Annotated in this window: 29 protein-coding genes; 28 read left to right on the top strand and 1 reads right to left on the bottom strand. The window is 29.7% G+C overall.

Annotated elements, in window-relative coordinates; genetic code table 11:
* Positions 1-102 precede the first annotated feature (102 nt).
* The 14 genes from B8978_RS01330 (at position 103) to B8978_RS01270 (ending at position 11,554) form a co-directional block, all read left to right on the top strand.
* The gene (locus B8978_RS01330) at positions 103-1,908 is read left to right on the top strand and encodes an NACHT domain-containing protein (RefSeq protein ID WP_084113479.1); all 1,806 of its coding nucleotides are present in this window, start codon (positions 103-105) and stop codon (positions 1,906-1,908) included.
* Positions 1,909-2,048: 140 nt separating this feature from the next.
* Positions 2,049-2,393, top strand: coding sequence for a hypothetical protein (locus B8978_RS01325; RefSeq protein ID WP_084113478.1), 345 nt, complete (start codon positions 2,049-2,051; stop codon positions 2,391-2,393).
* A 19-nt stretch (positions 2,394-2,412) separates the two neighbouring features.
* Positions 2,413-2,949, top strand: a complete 537-nt coding sequence (locus B8978_RS01320) for a hypothetical protein (protein ID WP_242950452.1) — start codon at positions 2,413-2,415, stop codon at positions 2,947-2,949.
* A gap of 182 nt (positions 2,950-3,131) precedes the next feature.
* Complete coding sequence (locus tag B8978_RS01315; RefSeq protein ID WP_084113477.1) at positions 3,132-4,310, top strand: protein NO VEIN domain-containing protein; 1,179 nt, start codon at positions 3,132-3,134, stop codon at positions 4,308-4,310.
* 11 nt (positions 4,311-4,321) lie between these two features.
* Complete coding sequence (locus tag B8978_RS01310; RefSeq protein ID WP_084113476.1) at positions 4,322-4,675, top strand: nucleotide pyrophosphohydrolase; 354 nt, start codon at positions 4,322-4,324, stop codon at positions 4,673-4,675.
* A 223-nt stretch (positions 4,676-4,898) separates the two neighbouring features.
* On the top strand, positions 4,899-5,117 hold the full coding sequence (locus B8978_RS01305) for a hypothetical protein (RefSeq protein ID WP_084113475.1): 219 nt from the start codon (positions 4,899-4,901) through the stop codon (positions 5,115-5,117).
* Between the two features lie 5 nt (positions 5,118-5,122).
* Entirely contained in the window at positions 5,123-5,266 is a 144-nt protein-coding gene (locus B8978_RS19625; RefSeq protein ID WP_176212572.1) for a hypothetical protein, read from the top strand.
* A 589-nt stretch (positions 5,267-5,855) separates the two neighbouring features.
* Positions 5,856-6,086 (top strand): hypothetical protein, encoded by a 231-nt coding sequence (locus B8978_RS01300; protein ID WP_084113474.1) that lies wholly within the window; start codon positions 5,856-5,858, stop codon positions 6,084-6,086.
* Between the two features lie 69 nt (positions 6,087-6,155).
* Positions 6,156-6,953, top strand: a complete 798-nt coding sequence (terS, locus tag B8978_RS01295; RefSeq protein ID WP_084113473.1) for a phage terminase small subunit — start codon at positions 6,156-6,158, stop codon at positions 6,951-6,953.
* Positions 6,934-8,211, top strand: a complete 1,278-nt coding sequence (locus B8978_RS01290) for a PBSX family phage terminase large subunit (protein ID WP_084113472.1) — start codon at positions 6,934-6,936, stop codon at positions 8,209-8,211. The genes terS and B8978_RS01290 overlap by 20 nt, the downstream gene beginning before the upstream one ends.
* A gap of 163 nt (positions 8,212-8,374) precedes the next feature.
* Positions 8,375-9,826, top strand: coding sequence for a phage portal protein (locus B8978_RS01285; RefSeq protein WP_084113471.1), 1,452 nt, complete (start codon positions 8,375-8,377; stop codon positions 9,824-9,826).
* Entirely contained in the window at positions 9,726-10,985 is a 1,260-nt protein-coding gene (locus B8978_RS01280; RefSeq protein WP_176212571.1) for a minor capsid protein, read from the top strand. Before B8978_RS01285 ends, B8978_RS01280 begins: the two co-directional genes overlap by 101 nt.
* Entirely contained in the window at positions 10,966-11,220 is a 255-nt protein-coding gene (locus B8978_RS01275) for a hypothetical protein (protein ID WP_084113469.1), read from the top strand. The genes B8978_RS01280 and B8978_RS01275 overlap by 20 nt, the downstream gene beginning before the upstream one ends.
* An 85-nt stretch (positions 11,221-11,305) precedes the next feature.
* Complete coding sequence (locus B8978_RS01270) at positions 11,306-11,554, top strand: hypothetical protein (protein ID WP_084113468.1); 249 nt, start codon at positions 11,306-11,308, stop codon at positions 11,552-11,554.
* A gap of 70 nt (positions 11,555-11,624) precedes the next feature.
* On the opposite strand, the gene B8978_RS19620 is transcribed toward B8978_RS01270, so the two are convergent.
* Positions 11,625-11,792: a hypothetical protein gene (locus B8978_RS19620; protein ID WP_176212570.1), complete on the bottom strand. Its 168-nt coding sequence runs from the start codon at positions 11,790-11,792 to the stop codon at positions 11,625-11,627.
* 60 nt (positions 11,793-11,852) lie between these two features.
* On the opposite strand from B8978_RS19620, the gene B8978_RS01265 reads away from it, so the two are divergent.
* The 14 genes from B8978_RS01265 to B8978_RS01210 all read left to right on the top strand — a co-directional run bounded on the left by B8978_RS01265 (position 11,853) and on the right by B8978_RS01210 (position 17,907).
* Complete coding sequence (locus tag B8978_RS01265) at positions 11,853-12,176, top strand: hypothetical protein (protein ID WP_084113467.1); 324 nt, start codon at positions 11,853-11,855, stop codon at positions 12,174-12,176.
* A gap of 82 nt (positions 12,177-12,258) precedes the next feature.
* Positions 12,259-12,996: a DUF4355 domain-containing protein gene (locus B8978_RS01260; RefSeq protein WP_084113466.1), complete on the top strand. Its 738-nt coding sequence runs from the start codon at positions 12,259-12,261 to the stop codon at positions 12,994-12,996.
* 12 nt (positions 12,997-13,008) lie between these two features.
* Positions 13,009-14,115, top strand: coding sequence for an SU10 major capsid protein (locus tag B8978_RS01255; protein ID WP_084113465.1), 1,107 nt, complete (start codon positions 13,009-13,011; stop codon positions 14,113-14,115).
* Positions 14,116-14,164: 49 nt separating this feature from the next.
* A complete protein-coding gene (locus B8978_RS01250) occupies positions 14,165-14,344 on the top strand; it encodes a hypothetical protein (protein ID WP_084113464.1) in 180 nt (59 codons plus the stop codon).
* Positions 14,345-14,355: 11 nt separating this feature from the next.
* Positions 14,356-14,520 (top strand): hypothetical protein, encoded by a 165-nt coding sequence (locus tag B8978_RS19615; RefSeq protein WP_176212569.1) that lies wholly within the window; start codon positions 14,356-14,358, stop codon positions 14,518-14,520.
* The gene (locus tag B8978_RS01245; protein ID WP_176212568.1) at positions 14,513-14,800 is read left to right on the top strand and encodes a phage head-tail connector protein; all 288 of its coding nucleotides are present in this window, start codon (positions 14,513-14,515) and stop codon (positions 14,798-14,800) included. The genes B8978_RS19615 and B8978_RS01245 overlap by 8 nt, the downstream gene beginning before the upstream one ends.
* The gene (locus tag B8978_RS01240) at positions 14,797-15,117 is read left to right on the top strand and encodes a phage head completion protein (protein ID WP_084113462.1); all 321 of its coding nucleotides are present in this window, start codon (positions 14,797-14,799) and stop codon (positions 15,115-15,117) included. The genes B8978_RS01245 and B8978_RS01240 overlap by 4 nt, the downstream gene beginning before the upstream one ends.
* Positions 15,118-15,567, top strand: coding sequence for an HK97-gp10 family putative phage morphogenesis protein (locus B8978_RS01235; protein WP_084113461.1), 450 nt, complete (start codon positions 15,118-15,120; stop codon positions 15,565-15,567).
* 14 nt (positions 15,568-15,581) lie between these two features.
* Positions 15,582-15,743: a hypothetical protein gene (locus B8978_RS19610; RefSeq protein WP_207651863.1), complete on the top strand. Its 162-nt coding sequence runs from the start codon at positions 15,582-15,584 to the stop codon at positions 15,741-15,743.
* Positions 15,721-16,137 carry a hypothetical protein gene (locus B8978_RS01230; protein WP_084113460.1) on the top strand — a complete coding sequence of 139 codons (417 nt, stop codon included), beginning with the start codon at positions 15,721-15,723 and terminating at the stop codon, positions 16,135-16,137. The genes B8978_RS19610 and B8978_RS01230 overlap by 23 nt, the downstream gene beginning before the upstream one ends.
* Positions 16,127-16,672, top strand: coding sequence for a hypothetical protein (locus B8978_RS01225; protein ID WP_084113459.1), 546 nt, complete (start codon positions 16,127-16,129; stop codon positions 16,670-16,672). The genes B8978_RS01230 and B8978_RS01225 overlap by 11 nt, the downstream gene beginning before the upstream one ends.
* A gap of 11 nt (positions 16,673-16,683) precedes the next feature.
* Positions 16,684-17,082: a hypothetical protein gene (locus tag B8978_RS01220; protein WP_084113458.1), complete on the top strand. Its 399-nt coding sequence runs from the start codon at positions 16,684-16,686 to the stop codon at positions 17,080-17,082.
* Positions 17,083-17,087: 5 nt separating this feature from the next.
* The gene (locus B8978_RS01215; RefSeq protein ID WP_084113457.1) at positions 17,088-17,309 is read left to right on the top strand and encodes a hypothetical protein; all 222 of its coding nucleotides are present in this window, start codon (positions 17,088-17,090) and stop codon (positions 17,307-17,309) included.
* Positions 17,310-17,346: 37 nt separating this feature from the next.
* On the top strand, positions 17,347-17,907 hold the full coding sequence (locus tag B8978_RS01210) for a DUF4236 domain-containing protein (protein WP_084113456.1): 561 nt from the start codon (positions 17,347-17,349) through the stop codon (positions 17,905-17,907).
* Positions 17,908-17,923 lie beyond the last annotated feature (16 nt).

The following is a 17,923-nucleotide window of genomic DNA, read 5'->3' as shown; positions in this document are numbered from 1 at the left end:
TAATTTACATTAATTAAGTTATGGTATAATTAGCATAATTTTTACAAATTACTTAAAATTATAATTGATAGTGTAAAAAAATATATAATAATGGGGGAAAATATGTTGAATGGAATAGATACAAACAAGATTAAAGCAGATGTAATTACAGATTTAGCTAAGTCTGTAGCTAATTTAGTATTAAAGAAAATGAAAGATTATTTTATAGATGTTCAGAATAGAGAAGAAATTGATCTTGGACATGCATTTGAAGAATATTTGAATTATTCTAAAGAAATACAATGCAAAATTAAAACATTACTATATAGGCACACACCTAAAAAAATATATTCATTTTATGAGTGTATAGGGCTAAAATGTGATGGAAAGATAATAGATACCTGTGATGTGAATAATATATTAAATGTTGGACATAAAATAATAGTAACCGGAACTGGTGGTATTGGTAAAAGCGTTATGATGAAACATTTATTTTTGAATTGTATGGAGAAAGTAAAACTAATACCTATACTTATAGAGTTAAGAGGATTAAATGATATTAATGAAAAAGATATTGATTTGGTGGAATATATGTATCAAGTTATGAATAGATATAAATTTAAATTAGATAAAAAATACTTTGAGTATAGTTTGGAAACGGGGTGTTACTTAATTTTGTTAGATGGTTTTGATGAAGTGAAAAATGGTTTGTCAGAGAAAGTAACAAAATGTATATTAGATTTATGTGATAAATATCCTGATAATTATTATGTTACAACTTCACGCCCTTTAGATGAGTTTGTAGGTTGGAATGGATTTACAGAATTACAATCTATGACTCTAAGTAAAAAACAAGCATTGTCGCTTATAAAAAAATTAGAATATGATGAAAATATAAAAAATAAATTTTATATTGAATTAGATAAAAAATTATATAAAAAGTATCAAACGTTTGTATCAAACCCATTGTTGCTTACTATTATGTTATTGACTTTTGAAAATAGAATATCTGTTCCTGATAAATTAAACGATTTTTATGAACAAGCATTTACGACTTTATTTCATACACATGACGCTTCAAAGGGAGGATATAAGAGAGATATTTCGTGCAGGTTGGGATATGAAGATTTCAAAGCAGTATTTTCTTATTTTTGCTTTAAATCATTTTTTAATAGTGAGTATGAATTTTCGGAAGATAAAATTATTTATTATATATCAACGGCAAAAAGCAAAAAAATAATAACTGCAAATTTTGATTCTTCAAGTTACTTGAAGGACTTAACAAATTCTGTATGTATGTTAATACATGAAGGATTGGATTATCGATTTTCACATAGATCTTTTCAAGAATATTTTGCAGCATTATACACAGTCCAATTAGATGATGATCAACAAAAAAGATTTTTATCTGCATGGTTAAAAGAGAATACGTTTAGGATAACAACAAATTATTTAGATATGTTATATGAACTACAACAATCTAGATTTATCAAAAATGTGTTATATCCTGGACTAATTGAATTAAGAAACTTTTATGAAGAAAATGATAAATCTAATGAAATTGTAATTCCTATGATATATTCATCTATAGGAGTTGGGAATGAAGGACGCAAACTTATAGGATGTGCAGCTATAAAAAATTCATATTATGCCGAAATAATTAATAGAACTTGTAAAATTGCTCAATCTGATAAGTGTAGCAGAAATGAAGAAGACTTTATTGTTAAACTATTACAGGATAAATATAGAAATACAAATACAGATATCAGTTTTGAAAAATTAATAAATGATGGATTATTTTCAGAATTAGAAAAGAATTCATGTTGGATAATTGAAAGATTTAAAACTGCAATGGAATTCGTATCAAATTATGATACGCTATCTATAGGAAGAAAAAAGAAATTCTCATCTATGCTAGATGAATTATAAAAGAAGGTTATTGCAATCAAGTTTTTCTGTTCCTAACTCATCATTATATTAATATAATAGCAAAAAAGCAAAACACCGTATTATTCAAAAACGAATTTTGCGGTGTTTTTGCGTTTAAAAATAAATTTAAGGAGGATCATATGACACCAGGAGAAATAATGGAAAAAATAAATATAGCACAAATAGCACTTACTAAAGGAAATACAGAAATTAAGACTTTAGGTATCAAGAAAGCCGAAGCAGAGAGGAATTATAAAGTTGCTTTAAATAAAAAGATATTGATATTAAAAGCTGAAAAATATCCAGCAACATTAACTTTAGAATTAGCAAAAGGTGATGAAAAGGTTGCGGACCTTAGAATGAATAGAGATATAGCAGAATCAAGTTATTATACTGCGGTGGATAGTATGAACAATATAAGACTTGAAATTGAAACAATGAGAAGTATACTGACTTGGTTAAGAGTTGAATATAAGAATAGTTAAATTAACAAGAGGTGATAGAATGATAGATAAAGAGACATTCAGAAACACTGAAAAAAAGCTTTATAATTACTTTGAAAAAGACAAGATAGTAAATAGTCTTAAACATAAGATAGAATTGTTAAATAAACATGTAAATCAAATAGATGAGAAGCTAAGAAGTACAGATATATCTATTCCAGAAGGAAGTAAAAGCATAGCATACGAGGAAAGAGTTCAGACAAGCTCTACAGGTGAAAGTTATGCTGAAAGAACTGCATTAAAAATAACAGATAGATTAATAAAAGAGCAGTCAAGGAAGATTGATGAAATATGTGAACTAGAGGAAAAAATAAGAACTATTGAAGCTGATAATATAATTATGGGTGATAATATAGGTGGACTTCGTAAAGAGGATTTTAAATTCCTTGAAACTAAGTATAAAAAAGAACTCCCAGATTGGCGTGTTGGTGTTGAATTACATTTAACTAGATCTAATGTAACAAGGAAAAAGCAAAAATTAATTGAGAATGTCGCCAACTGGGAGGAGTGGGAGAATTTAAGAAAGTATAATATATAGGTAATTTTTTTAGTTAATAGTGTAGAATGTAATAGTGGATTGAATTAGTGGAAAGATAAAAAACACTCTACTAATTTGCTGAATATGCTTATAATAAAGGGATAGATAAAAAAAGAGCATTGAAAACTACCATTTGACTTTCGAAATTAAATAATTATAATTAGCTTAAGGGAGTTGATAAGATGGTTAGTGAAAATTTAAACATATTTATAAAATACAATGAGGAGAACAAAGATTTCCCTAATGTTCACACTATGGCTGAACATATAAAAGTAACGTTAGAAAAAGGTGAATTTTGTTGGGGACATTTTACAAAAACAAAATTTAGTAGAAACAAAACTGGTTTATGGAAAATGAGAACATCAATTTTAGATGAACAATTTGAAAAAAAAATCATTACATTTGTTTTCTTTTATAGTAGAAATTCAAAAGAATTATACGTAGGGAAATTAGAAGGATATTATGATAGAGAATATCCCGATATAAATCCTGATATAAAGGAACTTATACCTAAATATTATCATTCTAGAATTGGAAAAATTAAAAAGGGTATTGAAGGCCAGATGAGAAGTTATGCGTTTGTAAGAGTTTCTAATTTAAAAAAAATAGATTTTAACGATACGCAATATATATATAATTATAAGGGGACAGTTGATACTATAGGTGAGGAAAAGGTATTAGAATGTAAAGGTATGGCATCTTTATTGTATGTTAATTTGGATGAAAATTTTTATAACGATATAAAAAAGAAAGTAATGAATGTGAATAATTTACAAAACGATTTGAATAATTTAGAAAGTAGTGAAGATAAGGACAACCAATTTAATATTGGTTCATTGAATACAGGAGAGCTAATCCCTGAAAGTATGAAAATAAAAAGAAATGCTGCTAAAGGTAACAATTTAGATAAGAAGTCTACAAAAAGAAATTATGATGAGGAAAATAAGAAAAACGGTAAGCTTGGAGAAGCTGGAGAATTATTAGTTATAAATGCAGAAAAAAAACGATTGTTGAAAAAAGGAAGAAAAGATTTAATTAAGGATATAGTACATGTATCAAAGGACATAGGTGATAAAGCTGGGTATGATATATTATCATTTGATGTTGATGATAAAGGCAATAAAATAGAAAAATATATTGAAGTAAAGACTACTGAGTATGGAATAAACACACCATTTATGATTGAAGAAAGTGAAGTTAATTTTTCAAGGATAAATAGTGATAAATATTATCTATATAGAGTATACAACTATAATAAGAAAACAGGAGATGCTGATTCTTACATTGTTAAGGGAAACATAGACAAAAAATTGGAACTGAGTAATAAAACTTATATAGCTTATTTTAAAAATGAGAATTAGAGGTGATAATTATGGAAAAATCTCTAAAAGAAATAACAAATGAGATAGTTGAATTTAGTAATATTAGAGATTGGGATAAATTTCATAATCCAAAAGATTTGGCTATTTCTTTAAGTCTTGAAGCAAGTGAATTATTAGAATGTTTTCAATGGAAAAATAGTGAAGAAGTAGGGGAAATGATTAATAGTTCTGAAATAGTAAAAATAGAAGATGAAATAGCAGATGTAGGAAATTATTTATTGCTTTTATGCGATAAATTAAATTTAAATTTGTTTGAAGCTATTGATAAAAAGTTGCTTAAAAATAACAAAAAATACCCAATTGATAAATGTAAAGGAAAATCGACTAAGTATAACAAATTATAAATTATTAAGTTTTTTATAGTGTAATGCATATATTTAGTTATATAAAAAATCATGCACCAAAATTGCACCAAAATTGCACGTTTTATTATAGAAAAAAGAGTTATAATTGTATTGTAGAATAATATATGTAGGGATTTCAACCACTACAGTAAAGGTTAAAAAGAACATTCAGAGATGGATGTTCTTTTTTATGCAAAATTATAAATAAATTTGAGGTGAGGATATGCTGAAAATGTATACAGGCTATAAATGTAGAACATGTAAATCAGAATTTGTATTGATGACTGAGGATGTGAACATGATGCCTAAAGACAGATATATAGCATGCCCTTGCTGCAATAGTAAAAAAGTTTCAAAGGAGAAGATTGGTGATGATCTTAGGGAATGTATGAAGGAAAGAAGTTATAAAAGAATTAAAGGAGCTATTAAGCAGATGAGGTGATACTTTTGGAAGTGATAAAGGAAATAGTTATTTTAGTATTAATAGTTCTTGTAACGTGTCTTATATATGATTGGATTACTTTACCTTGGAAAGTTAATAGGAATAATGAGCTACTTGAAGAGATATTGAAGAAACTTAATAATAAATGATTCGAAAAGATATTTATGAGATATATAAGAATTGTTTAAAACAGCAAATAATTTATTTTATTAATATCTATGGGGATTTTAAAGGGCTAAATGGACATAAAATAGCAGATTTTTATAGATAATCACATACTTTTAACAATATATGTTTTCAAGTATAATTATTTGAATTAGGTATAAATGGCTTAACTACAGGGATTATAAGCAAAAATGATTTGGACACAACTCTAAGAATTGCATCCAAATCATTTAATTTATTATCAAGGAGGCCAGGATATTTATCTTATTTGTTAAGACAAATATCGAGGAGTCTTAATACTTCTAATACCTTAAAATTAAAGCAACATAATAAGAAATAAGGATTAAAAGTAAAAGGATAGTGGTGACTCTAACCACAAGTTTCTTTGTGATCATTTTTTGGCCTCCCAATTATTCTTTTTTTAAAGTTCATGTAGTAAACTACAAGTATTATTGTATCTTAATAAACTGGTAATTTCAATAATAAAATATTAGTTATATTTTTAAATAATTCGACAAAAGAAGGAAATTGCATTTTAAATATAGAAGTATATGTCGAAGGGTGAGTGATAATATGGAGTGGAATGAATTAACTTACGATGAGGAAGTTAAATACCTGGATAAAAAGGTATTAGAAATAAAAGAAAACTATAAAAAGATGTATGAATTTGCTAAGAATGGAGATAAAGTAACTGAAAAACAATTAGAGTTAATGAAAGATAATGCTTTTATTATACTGGGTGAAATTGAACGAGATATAGATGGTTTAATAGCTGAATTGAAAAAATCTTCAAAACATGAATGAACTCTTAACAGGGTTCTTTTTTATGCATACGAAACAAAACGAATAACCAATTAGGGCAGGTGAGGTGATGTGCCAAGACAAAGGAGTCCCAATAGAGATAAGGCATTTGAGATTTATAAGGGGCATAATGGAAATATTAATAATAGGGAAATTGCAAAGATTTTAGATATCCCAGAGAAAACAGTGGGAGGATGGAAGTGCAAGGATAAATGGCAGTATAAATTGAATGGAGTACTCCAAAAGAAAAATGAAAATAATACGGAGTACTCCAAACGTAAAAAAGGTGGTCAACCTAATAATAAAAATTCAAAAGGTCATGATGGCAGCGTGCCAAAAGGCAATAAGAACGCTGAAACTCATGGCTTTTTTTCTAAGTATCTTCCTGAGGACACCTTTGATATTATCCAAGAGATAGAACAAAAAAATCCTTTAGATATACTTTGGGAAAACATTAATATTCAGTATGCTGCAATTATAAGAGCTCAAAGGATTATGCATGTTAAGGACAAAGAAGAAATGATTAAGGAACTTAAGAAGCAAACTCGTGGTGATACCTCAGACACAGATGAATATGAGTTCCAATTTGCATGGGATAGACAAGCCACATTTTTACAGGCACAATCAAGGGCAATGAAAACATTAGAGAGTATGATTAAGCAATATGACGAGTCACTAAATAGTAACCTTGCTACTGAAGAGCAAAAACTTAGAATTGAGAAACTTAAAGTTGATATTGATAAGTCAAGAGGTGGAGATAATGAAAATGGACAAGAGGGAATTAATGAATTTATTAAAGCAACTACAATGAGTGAAGAAGAAGTAAAAAGATTGTTTGAGGATGATGTAAATGAAAAAGAAGAAAATTAAAGGATTTAGATTTAAACCATTCTCATTAAAACAGAAAAAGCTATTATTCTTCTGGGAAAAAGGTTCACCTTTTGATGACAAAGATATTGTTATTGCAGATGGAGCTATAAGGTCAGGAAAAACAATTGCGTGCATATGTAGTTTTATAAGATGGTCATTAAAATACTTTAATGGAGAAAACTTTATATTATCAGGTAAGACAATAGGATCACTTAAAAAGAATGTTATAGGACCTATGCAGCAGATACTTATGGCATGGAAATTAGAATATACCTATAATCGTTCAGAGAATTACATTGTAATTGGAGACAATACTTATTACATGTATGATGCAAATACTGAGGCTTCACAAGATAAATTACAAGGTTTAACTGCAGCTGGAGCATTAGCAGATGAGGTTGCTTTATTTCCACAAAGTTTTGTAGATCAAATGATTGGTAGATGCTCAGTAGAAGGTGCAAAAATATTTATGAATTGTAATCCAGGTTCGCCTTATCATTTTGTTAAAACTGAACTTATAGATAAGGCCAAAGAAAAGAATATATTGTACATGCATTTTGATATGGATGATAATCTAAGTCTTTCAAGGAAGGTTAAGGAAAGATTTAGACGTATGTTTTCAGGAGTATTTTTTAAGCGATATATACTTGGTTTATGGGTTCAAGCAGAGGGCTTAATTTATGATATGTTTGATGAAATTAAGCATAAGGTAAAAACAGAGATAAGAGCATATAAAGAATTTTATATCAGTTGCGATTACGGTACACAAAACGCAACTGTTTTTCTTTTGTGGGGAAAATGGTTAGATAGATGGTACATGATTAAAGAATACTATTACTCAGGAAGAGATAAAGGAAAGCAAAAAACTGATAATGAGTATTATGATGATTTAGTTGAATTCGTTGGAGATACAAAGATAAAAGCAGTAATAATAGATCCTAGTGCTGCAAGTTTTATAGCTTTAATAAAACAAAAGGGTAAGTTTGCAGTAAGAAAGGCAAAGAATGATGTGCTTGAAGGTATAAGGAATGTGGCCAGTGTTTTAAATGATACATTAGTTCAATTTAATGATAGTTGTACAAATACATTTAAAGAGTTTTTCTCTTATATTTGGGATGAAAAAGCTACCCAGCGTGGAGAAGATAAGCCAGTAAAAGTTATGGATCATGCTATGGATGCAATAAGATATTTTGTTAATACAATTTTATTCAGTAACAATAAACTCAAAACTATGAATAAAAGCTTACTTGGTTTGTAGTGTATATATGCACTTAATATACAATTATATTGAATAAATATACTGCATAAAAAAAGAGAAAATATGCTAAAAGCTTATAAATGGCTCAACAACACCGTTTATAGAAGTTATTAAATTGGTTAATATATTTGTATTGACCAATTTTTATATGGAGGTGAAATAAGTGGATATAGTAAGATTTAATATACAGACCTATGATTCAGATACAATAAGAGCACTAATTAATTATCATAAAGAAAACTTATTGCCCAGGTATAATAAATTGCAAGGCTACTATGATTATAAGCATGATATATTAAATAGAAAAAATGAGGATGATAGCAAACCAAATAATAAATTAGTAGACGATTATCCTGGATATATTGTAAATCTAGCAACTGGTTACTTTATGGGAAACCCTGTGACTTATTATTCTGATTCTGATACCAGTGACGAATATATGCAGAAACTTAAAGATATATTTGATTACAATGATGAAGCAGATGAAAATATAGAAATTGCTAAAACATGTAGTATAAAGGGTGAAGCATTTGAAATGATCTATACTGATGCAGATGGTAAAACCAGGTTTATAAGAGTTCCTAACGAACAAATTTTGCTAGTATATGATGAAAATATAGACCCAACACCAATATGTGCAGTTAGATATTATTCAGTTTCAGAACCAACGGCATATGGACAAGATGAAGTACTTCCAATAGTTAAAGTTGAAGTTTATACGAAAGACCAAATATTATATTATGATGATTACTTGGGGGAATTAACACTTACAGACCAGAAGGACAACTTATTTGGTGATGTACCCATTATACATTTTAAAAACAATTATGAATTAACTGGAGACTTTGAAGGTGTGATATCACTAATAGATGCTTACGATAATATGCAAAGTGATAGCATGAATGATTTTGATTATTTCTCTGATGCATATTTAATGCTTAAGGGCATGTCAGGAACCGATACCGAGGATGTAGCAACAATGAAGAAAAACAGGGTAATACTTGTTGATGATGACGGAGATGCACGTTGGCTTGTTAAAGATATTAATGATACAGCAGTAGAGAATTTTAAAAAGAGACTAAACTCTGACATACATAAATTTAGCAAAACACCAGATTTAGATGATGAGAAGTTTAGTGGAAATCTAAGTGGTATTGCTATTAAATTTAAATTGTTTTGTCTTGAACAATTAGCTGTAATGAAAGAAAGAAAATTTAAAAAGGCATTGCAAAGAAGAAATGAATTAATAACTAATATGCTGAATTTAAAAGGCAATAATTATAACTATACTGAGGTTGATATGACCTTTGTTAGAAATATTCCAGCAAATTTAGTTGATATAGCCACAATGATAAATGATTTAAGAGGAGTAGTAAGCAATCAAACACTTATAGCACAACTACCATTTGTGACTGATGTTCAAGAGGAAATGGATAAAGTAAAACAAGAGCAGGAAGAAAATCCAAGCGTTAATTTAGACAATGTACCTTCAAGAGTAGATGGAGGTGGGAAAGATGGACAACAGCCAGTATTGGATGAACAGGCTTCAACAGATAGCCCACAGCATTTACAACAATCAGGAACAGAAGAATCAAAGGCTACTCCAGGAGTATAAAAGTGTTTATCAGAATATTCAAGGGCAAATAGACGCATTATATAGGAAATACGCTGAGAATGGTATTCTAAGTAATACAGAGATGTATAAATTTAATAGAATGAATAATTTACAAAAGAATATAAAGCAGCAGGTTACAGCTTTAGGAGAGAACGAAGAGACATTCTTAGGGAAAAGTTTATATGAAAATTTTAAAGATGTACACCAACAAACTACGCAATATATTAATAAAACTACTGGATTAAATATTGATTGGTCATATGTAGATGATAAGTTTATCGATAGTGCAATAAAGCAGAACTGGCAAGGTGGGAATTTTAGTTCAAGGGTTTGGAATAATAAAGACAAGCTAATTAAGAACTTAAATAAAACTATAGTAAATGGAATAGCTTCAGGTCAATCAATAAATACTATGGCAGCACAACTAAAAAGTGCAATGGGCACTGGTGCATATGATGCCTTAAGGCTTATAAGAACTGAAACTATGCATACACTTAATAATGCACAGATGGAAAGCTTTAAAAATGCTGGATATGGGAAAGTTATATGGCTTGCAGCAGAAGATGAAAGAACATGTGAAGTATGTGGAGAACTAAACGACCAATCTTTTGATATAGATAAGGCACCAGATTGTCCGGCACATGCAAATTGTAGATGTACATTATCAGCTGATCCAGAATCATTAAATGATAGTAGCGATAGTAGTAATTCTAGTTCAAAATCTTCAGGTGAAGATGACAGTACAAACATTCCAGATGATGAAAATAATTCTGAAAATCAGGATACAAATGATGAAAACAGTGGTAAAATAAAAGGAGATTATGAAGATTATAAAAATCAGTTAATAGGACTTAATACTTCGGATGGAATAACTATTTCAGATTTATCTTTACATGGATATGATAGAATAATTGGTGATGATAATAGAAAAGGTGTTGGTATTAATAGTGTAAAAGATGCTTTAACTAATCCATTGGATATAAAGTCTATAAAAATTGATGATCTAGGTAGGAAGAGTAAAAGATATATTGGTGAAAAAGCAGAAGTTGCAATCAATCCTGATAAAGGTAATATAGTATCTGTTAATCCTACATCAACTAAAAAAGCTGAAAGATTATTAAAAAAGAGAGATGAGAATAATGAAAATCAAATTAAATAAGGAGCAGTACGAGTATTTAGCTAATAATGTATTAGCAAATGATAAAACATTATTAGGTGAAGAAAATATAGAAAATCAAGATGAAAACTATATTATCAATGTTGACCTAGATAAAGCTGATGCAATAAGAGATAAATGCTTAGATAATCAAGATATAAGTGGATTTGATAAAAATTATAACATTACAAAAAAAGGTAAAATATTAGAAGAGTTAGTTGATCTATTTTATAATTAGGAAGCCTTAAACTGAAAAAATAGTATAAGGCTTTTATTATGCACAAAATTTCAGCTTATTGCTATAAAGGAGATAGAAGTAAATTATGAATTTGGGCAAGTATCAAGGTAAAAAACTAAAGATTAAATTGTCAGATAATAGAGAGTTTGAAGCACTAGGAATTGACTATATGTATGGAGATGACTTTGAAGAAGAATATAATAGCTTATCATTAAGAATAACAGATGTTATTGTTAATGGACAGGATAATAAACATAATTTACAACCTTATCTAGGCGGGAAAATGCTATATGCAATTTATGAAAATCAGGATATACAAATTACAGAAATTTAAAAGCACTTACTAAGTAAATATAGTAGGTGCTTTTATTATGCCTAAAAATAGGTGCTGGCTATTTTATAATTTATTTTTCTTTGGTAACACCTTTAAATGGAGTACCATCAGATTTTACATTTACAAAACGACCTGTATTTGTATCACGTTTTACATAAGTATTATTATTTGGATTATAAGTTTGAGTTCTGCCTTTTACTGAACCTTCACGATAATTTTTCCCAGTATTTTTACCCATAATATCACCTGCTTAAATTTGCCAGCACCTAATAAAATTATACCAGGAGGAGGATAAAAAGTGAATATACCGTCAAAAGTTAGAATTGGTAGCGTAGATTATATGATAAGTAGGACTGATGAAATAATTATAGTCAATCATCAAGAATGTTTTGGAGATATAGACTTTAATAAAAAGATTATTAGAATTGCACAGAATATTCAAGATATTCAGGGAGAAGAGATAACTTTATTGCATGAGATGCTACATGGACTTGTATATGAAAGAAATTTTGAATATGAAAGGTGTGACGATGAAACTATAACTGAAGAAATTTCAAGAGGATTGCATCAATTAATTAGAGATAATCCTCAGGTTTTTAATATTGTAAAATCGAAGTCTTAGAAATAAGGCTTTTTATTTTATAAAAAAATTGAACTTATAGGGCAATGAACTATAAGGGCGATACAAGGAGGAAACAAATATTATGAAAGATTTTTACTGGATGCATAAACCAATGATGGCAGCAGACTCAGGACTAGAAGGTGGTGCTGGTAGTGGAGATGGACAAGATCCTAAACCCAAAGACCAAGAAGGAACAGATCCTAAACCAGATCCACCAGCAGACCCTAAACCAAATGAACCTGTAAGCCAAGTAGAAGAATTGCCAAAGACTAAGGAAGAACTTGAAAAGTATCTTCAAAGGGAGTCTGATAAGAGGGTATCTGGTGCCTTAAAAACAGCTCAGGAAAAATGGGCAAAGGAATATGAACAAAAACTTGAAACTGAAAAGAAGGAAGCAGAAAGACTTGCAAAGATGACAGCTGCAGAAAAAGAAAAAGCTATATTTGAGAAACAAAAGGGTGACCTTGCTAAGAAAGAGCAGGAGATTGCTCTAAAAGAAATGAAATTTGAAGCAGTAAAAATCCTAAGTGACAAAAAGTTACCTGTTAGTTTTGTAGATATGCTGGCTACTAATGATGCAGATAAGACTAAAGAAAATATTGATAACTTTGAGAAGGCATTTAAAGCTGCCCTTAGTCAAGCAGTAGATGAAAGAATTAAAGCTTCCAGTACTGCACCTAAAACTGGAAGTACTGTAGATCTATCAAAAGAACTTGAAACCTTAAGAGCTAAAGCTAGTAGAACAGGAAAAATGGAAGATAGAGTTGCTTACGCAAAAATGAAACAAAAAATAGAACAGGCGAAAATAAATGAAAAATAGGAGTGATTAGACATGCCAAGAATTTATACAAGTGAACTTATAGGAGTAAGACAGGACGTAGTAGACGAAATATTACTTCTAAACCCATATCAAATACCAATTATTTCAGCACTTGGACTAGGTGGTTCAAATGATACAGATGTTGCTATATCTACTAAACATGAATGGTTTGAGGATCAATTATTTGATACTAAGGCAGTGGTAACAACAGCGGTAGCAGCTACAGATACACAAATTGTAGTAGCAAGTTTGGAACCTTTCAGATCTAACTTAGTTATAAAGCACAATGATGAACTCATGTTAGTAACTGCGGTAGATACAACTACTAATAAAATAACAGTTACTAGAGGTTTATCTTCAACAACACCAGGTGCTATTGCTGCAGGAGATATTTTAGAAGCAATGTTTGTCTATGGCGTAGAAGGTTCTGACGCAAGAGATGGAAGATACAAAGCTAGAGTACCAGTTTCAAATATTACACAAATATTTGATGATACCGTTGATATAACTGGTACAGCTGAGGCAGTTCAACAGTATGGAATGGATGACTTATATGAAAGTGAAAAGCAAAAGAAACAGCTTGAACTTGCATTGCAACTTGAGAAGGCTATTATATCAGGGCTTCCATTTAATGATGGAAATACAAGAATGATGAGGGGTATAAGGAACTTTATTCAAACAAATGTAGTTGATGCAGGTGGAGCAGATTTATCACTTGATATGATAAATGATTTAGCACAAAGTATTTATCAAGTAGGTGGATTTAAAGATGGTGGTAACTATACGGTTATGGTAGGAGCACATCAAAAGAGAGTTATATCCAATTTGCTAAGCGATAAACTGCTTCTTCAAAGGACTGATGATGTAAGAGGTAACACTGTAAAAACTATAGTAACTGACTTTGGAGAATTTGATATTACACTAGATATAAACCTTAATCCAGATGAATTAATTATAACTGATGTTAATAGAATGAGAATTCTTCCTTTAAGGGGTAGGGGTTTTGGACATACTTACTTAGGTAAAAAAGGAGACTCTACACAAGGGCAAGTTCTTGGAGAATATACTTTTGAGTTTAAGCAAGAGAAAGCTCATGGAAGATTAAAAGGATTGAAATAATTTATGGAGGTACTCATTTGGGTATCTCTTATTTTTAGGAGGAATTACAATGGCAAAATATGTTTGTAAAAAATATAAAGAATTAGGTTTCTATGTTAATGGAGAATTTAAAAAGTTCCAAAATGGAGTATATAATACTACAGATAAAAAGGAAATAGCTGCTCTTGATACATTGAGTGATGTTGAAGTTGCACAGGAAGATCCTAAATCAGAAACACAAGCTAAGTAAGGTGATAAATTATGGATTTTGAAATAGGTGAGAGAGTTGAAGTGGATACATGGGATGTAAATGGATATGGAACTATAACAGAAAATAAAACTGGTATTCATGTTCTAGTTGATGGCTTTAAAGATCCCATGTATTTTGGGGAACATGAAGTAAAGAAGGTGAATGGCAATGATTGATGATTTTAAGCTCTTATTAGGGAAAGATATTAGTGATGACTTAGCAGATTTATATATAAGTAAAGCTACAATAAAGTTTCAAAATTATTGTCATAGACTTGATATTCCAGATAATGCACAAAGCTCTATAGTTGATTATGCTATTGTACTCTATAATCGAAATGGTTCAGAAGGATTAACTGCTGAGAGCTATAGTGGTGTAAGCAATACTTATGAAACTGGTATACCACAAGTCATAAAAGATGAATGGACAACTTTTAGAAAGGTACAAACACTATGAGTATAAAAAGAGATATGAAAAATGTATCTCTTGAAAAGAAAAGCATAGTGCAAGGACTTTCAGGACAGCCAAAGGAAATCTGGGAAGAAGATAAAACAATAGACTTAGCAATATATCCAGTGAGTGGCTCTGTAATGCTCTCTAACAATGTTCAATTTAATCAAAGTACAAATACAGGTCTGACTACAGAAAAGGCCATAATAGAAACTAAGACTAAAGATGGCAATAGAATAAATGACAATGGAACTATTTATAATATAAATTTTGTTAATGTAGCAGGCAGATATACGCAATTACTGTTGCAGAAGGTGATTTAAATGTCAGATGAATTTGATTTAAGTCAGGGAATACAAGGAGCTATAAATGCATTAAATGAAGCACAAAAGAAAATTGAAAAATCTATGCTTAATAAAATGGAGAAGGCCTTGGGAGTTATACAGAAGGATGCAAAGAAAAATGCACCAGTAGATAACGGACCATTACGAGCAGGAATAGACCATAAGAAGGAAGTTGTGGGTGATGAAATTATTGGAACTATAGGTGTTGGTGGTCCGGCTAATGAATATGCTGTATATGTTCATCAAGGCACTGGAATATATGCAGTTAATGGAGATGGAAGGCAGAAAGTTCCTTGGATATATAAAGATCCATTAACAGGTAAGTTTTATAGCACTAAGGGAATAAAGCCTAATCCATTTTTACAAAAGGCCATTGATGATAATAAAGGTAAACTTGATAATATATTTGGGGAGCAAGACTTAAAGTAGGTGATTAGATGGTTATGTATATGATAGGGCAAATATTAGGTCAAATAGTAGGAGCATTTATAGGTGTTAAATTATACTCTTATTTTGATGAACATAAACCTATAGAAAATACCGAAGCATTATTCAGTTACGAAAATTGGTTGGTGAGTTCAAATGATATATGCCATATTAGATAGATTAAAAAATAACACAACAAAAGCTGGGCAAAGCATACCTAATTTATTGGGGGCTACAGTTAATGACAGTAAGATATATCCTTTAAATGCTAATATAAATTCAATACCATGTATATCATATACTGATGTTCCAGTTAGTGATGATGGTTTATTAAAAGTCAATAGGCTTGAAGTAAGAGCAATAGATAATGATTACGATCACTTGCAGGAGGTAGTAAAAACTGTAAGTGATATTTTAATTATTCAGGAAAATAAACCAGGCTATATTTTTCAAGATGTAAATATAATGAGCTGCAGCCAAAATGGTGGTGGAGCTATTGAAGATATTCAAAACAACATTTATGAAAAATTTATTTATTTACAAATAGAATGGAGGTACTTAAATGAACAATGATAACGAAGAGATAGTTTTAGGATCTGGTGACTTTTATGCTACAGAGTATTCAAATACAATTCCAGATGATGCAACGATAGAAGTTGATGCTAATAATTTTGGACATACTAAAGGTGGTGCATCTATAGAATATAAGCCAACGGTGTATGAAGCTACAGACGATAGCAATAAAGTATTAAAAAGAATTATAACAAAGGAAGAATGTACTTTAAAATGTGGAACCATGTCAATAAATTTCACCAACATAGCAAAGATGGCACCATCTACATTAAGTGATGATAATACGAAGCATGAAAAAGTGCTTAAGATAGGTGGAAAAACTACACTTGATAACTATTTACTTAGATTTGTGCATACGAAAGATGATGATACAAAACTTAGAGTAACAATGATAGGAAATGCAACAAGTGGATTTACATTTCAATTTAATCCAGACAAAGAAACAACACTTGAACCAACATTTTCAGCATTATCTCAAGATGATGGTACTTTAATAGAGTTTAGAGATGGATATGTAGCTGCTGCAACAAACTAGGGGGAATATAAATGAGTAAAATATTAGATTTAAGTATATACGAAGAAGACACTCTTGATATAAAGACACCTAAGGGGAATACAATACGTGTAAAAAAACCAACTGAAGAAATATCGATAAAATTAATATCATATCAAAGTAAAGCACAAAAAATAACTGAATCAGATTTAGCAGATGAGACAAATATTATAAATCTTATGAATATGCTTAAGGATTTAACTAAATCTATACTAAGTAACAATAAAGATCAGATTGAAATTAATGATGAGTATTTAAAAGAAAATGATATAAATTATTCTATGGAGCTTGCCATAATGGGTGCTTATACAGAATTTATGAGTGAAGTAGTATCAGACCCAAACTCCAAATCCCCACAAACCCGTACAATCAAGAAAAAAGTGGGGAAATAGATTTTATGTCAGGCATCAGAGAGGTAATTAAATACTCTAATTTAGATTATTATAATGTGTTAAAGTTACCACTTGATACTTTCATGATGATGCGAAAAAATGCATTTATAGAACAATGTATGCGGACAGAAGAAGGTCAAAAGTACTTAAAAGATTGTAAGAGATTTGAACAGACAGAACCTGACTATGATGCTATTAAAAGATTCCAAGATAGACATAAAAAGTGAAAAAATGCTATAATATACCCTAAGAGGTGTTGTTATAATGGGGTGGAGATTTAGAAAATCTATTAAGATAGGGAAAAATACAAGAATTAATCTTGGTAAGCATGGATACAGCGTGAGTACAGGAGTAAAGGGTGCAAGAGTTACTGTAAATAATAAAGGTAAAGTAACAAGGACTGTAGGAATACCAGGAACAGGTATATATAATACAAAACAATATGACCTTAATAAAAATAAAAAATCAGCTAGTAATAAAATTAATAGTTCTTATAGAATTGGTATAAATGACATTCTTACGGTAGATGAAAGAAAGAGTATAAAAATTCCGTTTAAAATTAAACTAATGCTATTTCTATCTATTTCTACTATTGTTGCTGGCTTCGCATTTGTACCATTGTTTGTACTAGCTTTATTATTTGCAATTATAACACTTGGTATGATGTTATTTAGTAAGGATTATAGGTATTCACTTAAAATAGGAATGGCTGATACATCTTTAAAAAAGGGAAATATAGCAGATGCTATTAGGTGGACAAGAAGTGCAATGAAAACAAAACCTAATGATATAGTAGCGCAGAAAATATTAAATGAATTGATGTAAGAATCACGATTATAAG

It is taken from the genome of Clostridium acidisoli DSM 12555 (assembly GCF_900176305.1).
GTDB lineage: Bacteria > Bacillota > Clostridia > Clostridiales > Clostridiaceae > Clostridium_I > Clostridium_I acidisoli.
This window is presented reverse-complemented; position numbering and strand designations above follow the sequence as displayed.